The following is a 12,146-nucleotide window of genomic DNA, read 5'->3' on the forward strand; positions in this document are numbered from 1 at the left end:
GGCTTATTGTATTGAACAAATCCCCGGCATACTGCAAGTGTACGCGCGTTGGTGAATAACCATAAACCAGCGATGGAATAATGGCGGATCAAGTATGGTCCCTTTTTTGCGTTCAGGCAATCCTCCACCTGCGGAGCGTGGAACCAGCTATCATGCGGCATCAAACTCCGTAATGGCGATAAGCAGGAAATAGCGGTCGTTTTCTCCCCGGCGCGAAAAATAACATCGACGCGCGTTGCGGTTCCCGAAATAATACACCGTGCGCGGGCAAAATATATGCTAATCAAATAAAGTATGGTACCGGGAAAATAGCATTATCATGGTGCGAACCGCGCCAGAAAATAATGCTCTACGAACGATAAACATGTTCATTTATATATGTTAATTAATGCTCGTTCATACGGCGCATCGCACAATGATAAGCCCCATTACGCACCGAAGCGCGCAGCACTCTGGCCACCCCATGCACCGCCAGCCTCGCGGTATGTCGCTGCACAGGATGTTGTCGCAGCGACAGCATTTCCTGCGCCCAGGGCGGCAACAGATCTACCCCGGCACGCATCAGCAACTGCCCCACCGGCTGGCTCAGGCGGCTGGGTAATCGGGTGTTGAGCAACACATCGGCCACCTCCCGCGTACGTTCATCGCAGCGCAGCGACGGCCGCATATCCTGCAGATACTCCGCCACCTGGCGCGGAGTCAGCGGAATATCCCGGGCGCCCAGACGGCGGGCAATTTCCGCCGCTTCATGAAAATATTGCGTCTGCTGGGCTTCGCTGACTACGGTGCGCTTGTAGCGCAGGTGCGACGCCATAAAGCTGCTGCATTCCGCCACATGCACCCAGGTCAACAGCGCCGGGTCGCTGGCTTCATATGCGGTACCGTCTTTATCCCAGCCGCTGACCCGCAGGTGAATCCCGCGCACTTTGGCAATCAGGCGCTCGGCATCAGGAGTGGTGCCAAAAGTGGTGGCAGAAATAAACTGGCTGGTGCGCCGCAGGCGACCAAAGATATCGTCACGAAAGTTGGAGTGATCCGAGACGCCGGCCAGCGCCAGCGGGTGCAGCATCTGTAACAGCAAGGCGCTGATGCCACCGCACAGCATCGAAGTAAAATCGCCGTGTACCTGCCAGATGGCGGAGGACGGGCCAAACAGCCCCGGTTCCCCTTTCGGCTGCTCAAAATCAATCTCTTTTAATGCCATACCGGTGAGACCCAGAACCTGGGCCTCGATCGCTTCTCGTATGCGGGTCATTGCTGTGCCTGATGCTGTCGTGACGGCAAAAGATACCACTATCTGGCGCAAAACTGCGCCCGAAATTTAACCCGAATGAAGATATTCCACGTAACGCGGTGAAGAGAGTGCCCGCGGCAAGCGGGCACAGGAGGCTAAAGGATCAAGGATTTAGCTGGTAGTCGAGACTAATTTCGGCGTTGAGCACCTGCGATACCGGGCAGCCGGCTTTCGCTTTTTGAATAATGCCATCAAAGGCCGCCGCATCAATGCCCGGCAGGACTATCTGGCTCTGCAACGCCACCTGAGTAATGGCAAAACCGCCGGCGGATTTATCCAGAGTCACCACGGCAACCGTGTCAATCGACGTGGCCGTGTACCCCTCTTCGCTCAGCATCAGCGACAGCGCCATCGAGAAACAGGCGGCATGCGCCGCGCCAATCAACTCTTCGGGGTTGGTCCCCTTCACCCCTTCAAAGCGGGTATTGAAACCGTAGGGCTGCTGGTGTAACGCGCCGCTTTCGGTCGATACCGTCCCCTTCCCGCTTTTCAAATCCCCTTCCCAGTGCGCCTGACCTTTCTTATGGATTGCCATCGATTCGCTCCTGTTGAGATGTCGAATCATGAGTATAGATGGCGTGAACGAACCCGGGTCCCGATTCGGATAATTCTATCGAAAACAAAATGTTAACGCAGCGCACGCCGCATACCAGTTTTTAACATCTTAATGACAATGATTAACATTCGCGCAACAGATCACATTTTCATCATTGCGGGATAGCGAATTTTTTCGGCTCATCTACTATCAGTTCATTGCACGATATATCGTAATAAAAGATATATCTCAATTGAGCATTGTCTTGATCAGCACAGGCGACCGCAGAGTCGCCACGTATCCGATACCTGAAGTGATGACTGAAAGAGAGAACCCTACAATGCAGCACATAAATGAGATCGTCGGCCAGCCCCCCTTCAACGTGACGCGGGCCAGCCATGTGGTTCTGAACGTACGGGACCTGGAGGCAAGTAAACATTTCTATTGCGAGCTGGTTGGCCTGATCGTCAGCGATGAAGATGCATCCACCGTCTGGTTACGTGGCCTGGAAGAGCGAGGTCACCACAGTCTGGTGCTGCGTAAAAGTACGCAACCGGGCTGCGCGCGTATCGGCATGCGGGTCCACAGCGATGAGGACATCCTGCAGGCGCTGGCGTACTTCAACGACCAGGGCATTGATGCCCGACTGGTGGATGTTCCCTGGCAGGGATTAACCCTGCACGTCAATGACAGTATCGGCGTACCGCTGGAATTATGCGCCAGCATGGAGCCGTGTGAGCGGATGTTCAAGCAGTACGATCGTTATCGCGGCGCCTGCGCCCAGCGTCTTGACCACTACCAGCTGCAGGCCAGCAACGTGCGTTCCGCCTTCGACTTCTATCAGCGCCTGGGCTTTCGCACCAGCGAATACACCTGGTCCGAACTGGAAGGTGAAACGCAGCTGTGGGGCGTGTGGATGCAGCGCAAAGGCAACCCGCACGACATCGTCTTTACCAACGGCGTCGGCCCGCGCCTGCACCACTTTGCCTACACCATCCCGGACAGCAACGACATGATCCGCGCCTGTGATGTGGCCGGCGCGCTGGGCTATGCCCCGCAGCTGGAGCGCGGCCCAGGACGCCACGGGATCAGCGGTGCGCTGTTCATCTATTTCCGTGACCCCGACGGGCATCGCATCGAGCTGTTCAACACCCATTACCAGCACATCGATCCGGAACCGGCGATCGGCTGGGATCTCGCCGACCCGAAACGGGCCGACCAGTGGGGTCTGCCGGCACAGAACAAGTGGTTTACCGAAGCCACCACCTTCGTCGGGGTCACGCCGCAGCCGCCGCGTCTGCGGGTGGATCCGCCGGATTTGGAACGCTTCCTGGCCATGGCCAACGACGCCTGATTTTGCACATCGTCACACGCTGTACCTCATCGCTCCCGGCGTCGCACGCGACCTGAGAGCAAACTTAACAGCATCCAGGAGTACGATTGTGGCTACATTTTTTCAAAATGCTTACCTCAGAATTCTGGTGACCTACGCCCTCGGCGTGATGGCGGCAATGACCGTCAGCGAGGCGGTGACCGAGCTGGGCGCCATTGCCAGAGAGTTTCAAATTAACGGGCACGGTCAGGTGGGGCTGATCATGTCGCTCCCTTCCCTGATGGTCGCCCTCGGCGCGCTGCTGGCGGGCTACACCGTCGACCGCTTCGGCGACCGGGTGGTGCTGCTGATTGGCGCGCTGGCGATCGTCACCGGCGATCTGCTGGTGATTGCTTCTCCGACCTTCAAGCTGCTGCTTATCTGCCGCGCGATTACCGGCGTCGGCTACGTTCTGACGGCGGTGGCCGCGGTGACGCTGCTGATCCGCATCACCACCGGTAAACAGCGAACGATGGCGATGGCGTTGTGGTCGACCTTTGTCCCCGCCAGTTTTCTGCTGCCGTTCCTGACCGCCGGCCTGGCGGAGCACTTTGCCGACTGGCGGGCGGCGTTCCTGGCCCACTCGATCCTGACGCTACTGCTGGTGGTGCTGGCGCAACTGTGCCTGCCGCGGCGCAGTGCGGAAGAAAAGGTAATGTTCTCTCGAACCAGGGGTCTGCGCGATGTCCTGAAAAGCCCGCTGCCGTGGCTGCTGGGGATCTCCTTCGGTGCTGATGCATTTTTGCAGACCGGCGTGATCACCACCCTCGCACCGTGGCTGGCCAAAAGTTATGGCGTGGATGTGCTGGCGGTCTCGCGCTGGAACGTGGTGGCGATGGTCTGTAACGGCATCGGCTGTCTGATGGTCGGCGCCCTGCTCAACCGCGGGGTCCGGGCGACGCTGATTGGGGCGATGGGGATCGTGCTTACGGGTCTTCCGGCGCTGATGATCTTCAGCCTGCAGTTGGGGCTGTGGCCTTCGCTGGTGGCGTCGTGGGTCTTTACCTTCGGCAGCGGTCTGCTGGTGGGCATGTGGGCGCTGGCGCCGGTGGTGGCCCCTTCGCGGGACAGCATTGGCGCAACCAGCGGGCTTATTACGCAGTTGACGTTGATCGGCGTGTTTCTCGGCCCGCCGCTGTTCTTCAATGCGTTGCACAACCATACCGGTCACTCGCTTTCGCTACTGGTGATGGGAGGACTGGCGGTGTGCCTGGTCGGTATCCCTGTGTGGTTACGCGATCCGAACCATAAACCGACCGTTGAACATCGCGCCACCGAGAGCGCAGGCATTAACAAATCGTCCGTGAACTAACTGTTTGTGAATTAACGATGGCAGGCCATCAGGCCTGCCGATAAAACACACTGAGGAAGTCATTATGTTGGATATCGTCATTATTGGTGCCGGTCCGGCAGGGCTGGCTGCAGCCCTGCGCTTACACCAGCAGGGGTTTACCCCACGTTTATTTGAAGCCGTACCGGAAATTAAACCGCTGGGCGTCGGCGTGGATATCAAACCTTACGCGGTGAAAGAGTTAACAGAACTGGGGCTTTACGAGGAGTTTTGCGCAATCTCCGTCGAGGCTCAGGAGTCCATCTTCTATACCGGCTATGGCCAACAGATTTTCGGCGAACAGTGTGGTCGCCATATGGGGTATGAGCATGACCAGCGCTTTGTACACCGCGGTCATTTGCAGATGATGCTCTACCGCGCCGTGCAGGAACGTCTGGGCCCCGATGCCATTACTCTCGGCTGCCGCTGTGTGGATTTCACTCAGGATGAGCACGGGGTGACCGTGACCTTCGATAACAGCAGCAACCCCGCCGCACCGCAGCAGGTACGCGCCGACGTGGTAATTGGCGTCGACGGCATTCGTTCCGCGGTACGCAGCCAGCTGCTGCCGGCGTCTGAGCGCAGCCACTTTTCCGGCCTGACGCTGTATCGAGGCGTCACCGTGATGCCGCCGATCAAGACCGGCGGCTCGATTTTGCACATCGGCGACCCGATTCGTCAGGGCACCCTGATCGTCTACCCCATCCAGGACAACGTCGATGGCCAGGGCAATCAACTGGTCAACTGGGTGATTGAACAGGCGGAAAAACCGCAAAGTGAAGAGGACTGGAACCAGCAGACCGGCGTGAAAGAGATCGAGCATGTGTTCGACGACTGCCAGCTCGGTTTTCTCAACGTCAGCGAGATGATCCGCCAGGCCCGTGAATGCTACCTGTTCCCGCTGATCGATCATGACCCGCTTCCCCAATGGTCGTTTGGCCGGATCACCCTGCTCGGCGACGCCGCCCATGCCATGTACCCACGCGGCGGCAACAGCGTGTGCCAGGCGTTCGTTGACGCCCGGGTGCTGGCGGAAAAACTGAGCGCCATCAACGACCCGGTCGCCGCACTGCAGGCCTACGAAGAAGAGCGCCGCGAAAAGGTGAACTGGCTGGTGCTGGCGTCCCGTGGCGAAGGCCCGGAAGTGGTGCGCCGGATTGTCGAGGAGCGCAGCGGCGGTAAGCCGTTTGACGATATCGAAGCTATCTTCCCTCATGAAGAGGCGCTGGCGATTTTTAGCGAATATCACGCCAAAGCCGGGATGCGGATCCCAGGACAAAAAGAGAACGCGGCGCCCGGAAAATATCAGTCCGTTTTTGCTACAGAACAGAAATAACAACACCCCAACGTCATATCAAAAACAAAAGGAAAGTACAGATGAGTAAAATTATCGATGCCAACATGCACTGGCTGCCAGGCGACCTGTTTTCTGACCAGAAACTGCTGAACGCGTTTCTCGACTGCGTGCCGAAACAGTACGGCGTGCACACCCGGGTTGAGCAGATTGAAGGTAAACCGCTGCGCCAGTTGATCATCGAACAGCCCAAAGGCTACGTGAACCTTAACTACGCCGAAGGCCAGTACACTCTTGAAAGCCAGTTGGCGGACATGGAAAAAGCGGGCATTGACCATGCTATCTTCCGTCTGCCGGTATGGCAGGAGTGGCTGGATCTTGAGACCTGCAAAAAGGTCAACGACCGGATGGCCGAGTATGTGAAGCGCAGCGGCGGCAAGATGTCGGCGCTGGCGGTGGTACCGCCATGGGGTACCGAAGATTGCCTGCGTGAAGTGGATCGTTGCCTGAATGAACTGGGTTTTCGCGGGGCGCAGATTGTCGCGCACTACGGGCAAATCTACCTTGACGATCCGGCGTTCCGCCCTTACCTGCGCTACCTGAACTCACTGGAGGTGCCGGTGGTGGTTCACCATACGCCGCTGCCGGTGGACTACAACTCGGTGCTGCCGTACACCAACCAGCGTCGCCAGTTTGGTCGCTGTATCGACCAGGCCACCGCCGTCGGACGCGAGCTGTTCAGCGGTATGTTTGATGAACTGCCGAACCTGCGCTTTATCCATTCCATGCTGGGTGGCGCGTTCTACGCCTTCGCCGATATGCTGGTGCCGCCGCAGCATCAGTTCAATGATGCGGTGGATCGTTTCCAGACCGGGACCGGCAATCTGCGCGCGCAGTTAAGCAACAATATCTTCTTTGATACTTCCGGGGCACCGCAATGGGGTAAAGCGCAGTTGGAAGCCGCAGTGAAGGTGATCGGTGGCAAAAATATCATCTACGGTAGCTCCTACCCGATTCGTAAAGACTGGTTCTTCCAGGGGGTAGATACGATTCAGAGCCTGGATATCTCAGCGGAAGATAAAGCCAATATCCTCGGCGGAAATGCGGCGCGGATGTTCCATCTCGACTAATCCGTTGGCAAACATGCAGCCAGCTTCACGGGACGTTTTTTCACCAACGGGCTGGCAGTGAGGAGGGACGGAACATCCCACAGACCGTCCTGAATCCGCCATTTTCAACCAAACCATCTACACCATAAAAAAAGGGTTCATAAACAACATGAACCCTTTTTCGTGCGCCACCCTCAGAGCTACATCACCAACATCAGCTCCGCTGCCAGCGAATATCTAAGGTCTCGCGAACCGCCGCCTCTGCCAGATGGCGTTCCAGAATGGTTTCCATCTCCGCAAGATCGTCGGTCTCCGACGCGGTCAGCGTAATCTGTAGCGCGTTATCCAGCACATCCAGCCGCACATCGCCGATGCTCAGGCGAAACTGCCCGCTGATCTCATCGCTGACCACCGGGGTACGATGTTGAAAATGACTGCACAGCCGGCGCATAAAGCGCGGCGCATTTGGCGTCGTGATATGGGCAATACTCGAATGCAGCCCTTCAGCGGGTACCGGGGTAGTCAGCAGATGCTCAATCCGCTCGGCGGCCAGATGAATCGCCTGCGCCAGGCTATCAATCATCCCGGCGGGCAGCGGCTCATACTTAATCCGCAGGCTCAGCGCCCGCTTCAGATGATCCATCGCCTCGACCATCACCTGCGGTGACTCCCGGCTGGCCTGCGGCGCCACCCGCGACTTAAGCATATCCATCACCGACTGATTCGCCGTCAGCCAGGCCTGACCTTCCTCGGTAATGCTGTAGCGTTTGCGACCGCCCTTTTCCAGTTCAATCACCGCATAGTTACGGTCGTACAGCCAGGTCAGGGTCGGATAGATAACCCCTGGACTTGGTTTATACAACCCGCCGAAGCGTTCTTTAATGTCATGAATGAGTTCATACCCATGGCTCGGCTGTTCAGACAGCATTGCCAGGAGCAGCACGCGTAGCTCACCGTAATCGAATACCCGCCCACGACGCCCGGTCTGCCCCGCATTCTGCGGGACAGCCGAGGTTTTCGTGTCGGCGGACTTTTTTCCGGAGCGTTGTGTTTGTTCCATCGTCGACTCCATTTTTTCGTCCATTGCAACATAACTAGACTTTAAATATATCGTAAAGCGATGATGTCGATCTGAATTTTATTCGCGTGAGGAATAAGAGTGGGTCCTGCGGAGAAAACGTTGGTGAAATGGCGGTTAAAGTACGGCGATAAAATCACACTGTACGCGAATATTGCCGCTGAGTACCGCATCAATGGCGTAGCGGGCCGGGCGCGATGCCGGATCGGGGAAATAACGCAGCCAGTGAGGGTTGACCCGCTCCCGTTCGCTTTTATCTGCCATCCATAGTGTCAACCGGGCGATATTATCCAGCGAGCCTCCGGCATCCTCAATCACGGTTTTGAGATTCGCGAACATTAACGCGCACTGGGCATCGATATCATCCGGGACGACCCCGCTTAGCGGCTCGCGGCCATATATCACGCCGGAAAACACCATATTGCCAATCCGACAGGCCGCCGGCACGGGGTTACTGTGGACAAAGCCCTGACTATAAATACTGCTTCGATCACTCATGTTTATGCTCCTGTCGGGATCTGCCGCTACGGCAGATCCCGTTGACAATTAATAATCGTTATCCGGCATCATCGCGCCAAATTTATAGACCAGGCGCAGACGTTCGGCATGATAATCACCGGTAACCGGCGACGGTGAGTCAATATAATCAAATTCAAATTCGGCATGTAACCGTGGCGTCAGGTTATAGCCTAAGATCATAAACCCGGCATTAATATCTTTGGCGGCAATCGGATAATAAATACCGCTGGAGTCTTTTAAATCCAGCCGCGTATAGCCGATAACCGCCAGCGCGTTTTGATTATGATAAACATAGCGCACTGCCAACGCGTCGCCGGGCTGATTACTGGTAATCATCGACGCCAGCGGCTGCCCGGCCTCAATGGGGGTCGTGTCATAAATACCGAAGTTATATGGCGCAAAATAGGCACCATTTAAAAATGCATCATCTTTACTCGGCACATGGGTGGCAATTACCGAGAAACTGTGTTGCCGCGAACGAATACCAATGCGTGCGGAATAGAGATCGGTATCGATATTTTTATACGGCCAGGATTGATCGGAAGTATCCCATTCATGCAGATATTGCGCGCCAAAAAATGGCGTCCAGTCACCGATGCTCAACCCCCAAACCGGCAGTTCAGTCCCGGCAAAAGCCATCTGCGCCCGCTTATCGAAATGATAATACCAGGCTTCCGCCTGAGCATCGTACAGATGACCATAGCGCAGCCCGAAGGTGGTGAAACCATCGCTGTCCACCGACGGGATAGTGGTGTCGTCCACTTCAGGCGCACCGGTATCGCCTTTGCCAAAGGTATCAGAACTAAAGGGCTTGAAGCGATATATCCGGTAGCCGTACAGCTTCAGCTGCTGCTTATCCAGCAGGCTGTAGTCGCCGCCAAAACCTTCATACAACGCCGGGATCATCGTCCGGCCTTCACCGCCGTTGGCAAAAGGCGTATCCAGCGCGATACGCCCGCCCTGCAGGTTAAAACCATATCCGCGGTAGCGCAGATAGGCTTTACCCAGCACATTGATATTATCCGCCGGCAGATAGCCTTCGGTTTTTTCACTATTATCAGGATTCAGTCCCAGGTTCCATGAACCATATTCCGCGACGCCAAAGCTAAAACCATAAAATTCGGGGCTGACATATTGAATATCACCGCCGAAGGCGTGGGTTTGTTTATCGGCGACGGTGCCACTGTACTCCTTAAAAAATTGCATCGTTTTGACTTCGCCATAGATATTACCTTGCGCCAGCCAGTCGTTAAATGAATCAGAATCATTGCCAATGGGGGCTGTATTGGCGTAAGCGCTACTGCATAATAACGCCAACGGAAATAATGCCCGCGTCGGGACTCTGAATGAACCGTTTAATTCCATTGCCAGATAACCTCATTACAGGGGACAGAGATATTTTTTATTTACCGCTTATTACCGCTAAGTGAGTGGCGCGTCAGTGCGCCCACCCGCGCCGTGAATAAGAGCCACGGCGACAGGTGATATTGACAGAAATGAACTGCACAGCTTACGGCTGAATCTGTTTCAATAACGCTTTACCATAATCGTTGCCATTAGGAATACGCGTAATCGTATGAATATGAAAACGCGCCGGCTGTTCGTTGGTCAGCCACATCCCGCTATGGTGGTCGAACTCCAGCATCACCACCGGGCTCTGGATGCGGTAATAAAAGACGTCGTCATCGCCGCAGCCGCCGATCCAACACCACCAGGTGTCCGCCAGGTGCTGCTCGATTAATGCCAGCCGGTGCTGTCGCGGAGCATCGGGTAGAAAATCCAGAAAACAGGCCACCGTCGCCATTAGTAGCGCCCGCTGTGACGGAGTAAATTCCGCCACACAAATGCCTTCATAGGGAATAATACGGTTATCCTGGAATGCGCCGCCGAGATGACGCTGGTCGGCAAAATTAAAGCGTTCCGCTGGCATCGCCGGGTCTTCCATGTGCTGGAAAATCGTCGCCCGTGTCTGCTGGTCTGGCGTCAGCGCCTGCATTAATTCAAGGCCGCAGCGCTCCTCTTCGGTAAACAACGCCCCGTCACTGTCATCGCCACGGTCGATAACGTTCGGCTCCACGCCCATAAAGGTCGGGGCGATGCTCAGCTGGCGACCGACGATAAAGCAGCAAAAGGCGACGTGGTGACCGTAGATATTCCAGCCCCAGGGTCTGTCGACGGATGGCTCGCCAAACAGCATGAAGTGAAAGCTCCAGCGATTCATGATGTTGTTAAGGTCATACAGCTCGCCGAGAAAATGGTTGGCGTCCATCAGCCGGGTGACTTTGTTAAACCCGCTGTCGCTGGTACAGGTCCGCAGCAGGCCGAGAAACGCCTCGCGCGTCGCCGGGCCGGTATCTTCGAGGCGCACGCCATAGTCATTGAACGGGATTTCCGGGTTATACCAGGCCCGCCACTGCGGGGCGTCAATGGGCTGACAGACGTGTTGTCGGGCGCTGGGGTCCAGCGTCTCCAGCAGCACCGTGGCAGCGGCAACCGCCTCTTCAACGGCAAAACCTTCATCCGCTAACGGGAACAGTCCGTGGCGAACCGCCCCGTCAGTGGTGATCCCGCAAAACGTCTCATCCAGTTTCGCCTGCCACTGGGCCTGCAGATCGCGGGCTTTGTCCGTCGCCAGCATCCTCGCGCCGTAGGTGGCGACGTCAACATTGCGGGCCGCCAGAATTCGTGGCGCGTCGGCGGGCAGCAGATAGTCGCGAAACAGGTGTCGGCTCATCTTGCTTCTCCTGTCGCAGCGTCAGCGTCTTCGTCGGCAATTACGCGGTGGGTCATCGACCCCAGGCCATCGATAGTCAGCTGCATCACATCTCCCGGCTGCAGGAAGCAACCGCGCGGCGCGCCAATGCCTGAAGGAGTTCCGGTGGCAAGCACGTCGCCCGGCTCCAGCGTCATCACCGAGGAAAGATATTCAATTTGTTGATAGATGTCGTAAATCATATCGCCGGTGGCCGCCTGCTGGCGGCATTCGCCGTTTACCGTCAGCGTCATGTTCAGCGCCATCGGGTCGGCGATCTCATCGCTGGTGGTCAGCCACGGACCCAGCGGCCCGTGCGTATCGAAGGATTTCCCCAGCGTGAAGGTCGGCGATTTTTTCAGCCAGTCCCGGGCAGAGAGATCGTTGACGATCAGGTAGCCGGCAATCACCCCTTGCGCCTCACTGGCGCGGACGTGGCGACAGCGGCGGCCGATAACCACCCCGAGCTCAATTTCATAATCCATCTGCTCGCTCAGACGCGGCTTCACCACCGGGTCGAACGGGCCGTTGATGCAGGACACCTGCTTGTTAAACCACAGTTGCGACGACGGGATCGCGATGCCCGCCTTCCGCGCCTCCTCAGCATGCTTGCGGTAGTTCATGCCGATGCCGAGAAATTTTTGCGGATCGATAATCGGCGCCTCAAGGTGGACATCCTCCAGCGCCACCGCCGGGCCGGTCGCCTGTTCGAGCCGTACACGGAGCGCCGGCAGGTCGTTGAGCAACAGGCGCATCGAATGCTCGATGCCGGCAACTTCGGACAGATCGATAATCGTGGAACCGACAACTTTTCCGAGACGCATTCGTCCCTGGTGGGTATAGCGCACGAGCTTCATATCACT

General features: G+C 56.7%; 11 protein-coding genes. 4 read left to right on the forward strand and 7 right to left on the reverse strand.

Translation table 11 applies throughout. The annotated features are described in order from the left end of the window. Positions 1-385: 385 nt before the first annotated feature. Both ACMYSN_RS02555 and ACMYSN_RS02560 read right to left on the reverse strand, forming a co-directional pair. A complete protein-coding gene (locus ACMYSN_RS02555; protein ID WP_462496892.1) occupies positions 386-1,255 on the reverse strand; it encodes an oxygenase MpaB family protein in 870 nt (289 codons plus the stop codon). A gap of 142 nt (positions 1,256-1,397) precedes the next feature. Then, positions 1,398-1,829, reverse strand: a complete 432-nt coding sequence (locus tag ACMYSN_RS02560) for an OsmC family protein (RefSeq protein WP_462496893.1) — start codon at positions 1,827-1,829, stop codon at positions 1,398-1,400. Between the two features lie 340 nt (positions 1,830-2,169). Between ACMYSN_RS02560 and hpaD the strand changes: the two genes are divergently transcribed. From hpaD to ACMYSN_RS02580, 4 genes are all read left to right on the forward strand, one after another. After that, complete coding sequence (gene hpaD / locus ACMYSN_RS02565; RefSeq protein WP_462496894.1) at positions 2,170-3,183, forward strand: 3,4-dihydroxyphenylacetate 2,3-dioxygenase; 1,014 nt, start codon at positions 2,170-2,172, stop codon at positions 3,181-3,183. A gap of 88 nt (positions 3,184-3,271) precedes the next feature. Continuing rightward, on the forward strand, positions 3,272-4,513 hold the full coding sequence (locus ACMYSN_RS02570; protein ID WP_462496895.1) for an MFS transporter: 1,242 nt from the start codon (positions 3,272-3,274) through the stop codon (positions 4,511-4,513). 64 nt (positions 4,514-4,577) lie between these two features. Beyond that, positions 4,578-5,867 carry a Rossmann-fold NAD(P)-binding domain-containing protein gene (locus ACMYSN_RS02575; protein WP_462496896.1) on the forward strand — a complete coding sequence of 430 codons (1,290 nt, stop codon included), beginning with the start codon at positions 4,578-4,580 and terminating at the stop codon, positions 5,865-5,867. Between the two features lie 41 nt (positions 5,868-5,908). Next, positions 5,909-6,955 (forward strand): amidohydrolase family protein, encoded by a 1,047-nt coding sequence (locus ACMYSN_RS02580; RefSeq protein WP_434584864.1) that lies wholly within the window; start codon positions 5,909-5,911, stop codon positions 6,953-6,955. Between the two features lie 193 nt (positions 6,956-7,148). Here the strand turns inward: ACMYSN_RS02580 and ACMYSN_RS02585 are convergent, their stop codons facing one another. The 5 genes from ACMYSN_RS02585 to ACMYSN_RS02605 all read right to left on the reverse strand — a co-directional run bounded on the left by ACMYSN_RS02585 (position 7,149) and on the right by ACMYSN_RS02605 (position 12,140). Beyond that, on the reverse strand, positions 7,149-7,994 hold the full coding sequence (locus ACMYSN_RS02585) for a DUF2218 domain-containing protein (RefSeq protein ID WP_462496897.1): 846 nt from the start codon (positions 7,992-7,994) through the stop codon (positions 7,149-7,151). A 135-nt stretch (positions 7,995-8,129) separates the two neighbouring features. Then, positions 8,130-8,510, reverse strand: coding sequence for a RidA family protein (locus tag ACMYSN_RS02590; protein WP_462496898.1), 381 nt, complete (start codon positions 8,508-8,510; stop codon positions 8,130-8,132). A 48-nt stretch (positions 8,511-8,558) separates the two neighbouring features. After that, positions 8,559-9,896: a hypothetical protein gene (locus ACMYSN_RS02595; RefSeq protein WP_462496899.1), complete on the reverse strand. Its 1,338-nt coding sequence runs from the start codon at positions 9,894-9,896 to the stop codon at positions 8,559-8,561. Positions 9,897-10,041: 145 nt separating this feature from the next. Next, on the reverse strand, positions 10,042-11,265 hold the full coding sequence (locus ACMYSN_RS02600) for a DUF3500 domain-containing protein (RefSeq protein WP_462496900.1): 1,224 nt from the start codon (positions 11,263-11,265) through the stop codon (positions 10,042-10,044). Then, positions 11,262-12,140, reverse strand: coding sequence for a fumarylacetoacetate hydrolase family protein (locus ACMYSN_RS02605; protein WP_462496901.1), 879 nt, complete (start codon positions 12,138-12,140; stop codon positions 11,262-11,264). The genes ACMYSN_RS02600 and ACMYSN_RS02605 overlap by 4 nt, the downstream gene beginning before the upstream one ends. Positions 12,141-12,146 lie beyond the last annotated feature (6 nt).

The sequence above is a fragment of the Klebsiella sp. R445 genome, assembly GCF_051131755.1.
Taxonomy (GTDB): domain Bacteria; phylum Pseudomonadota; class Gammaproteobacteria; order Enterobacterales; family Enterobacteriaceae; genus Klebsiella; species Klebsiella lignicola.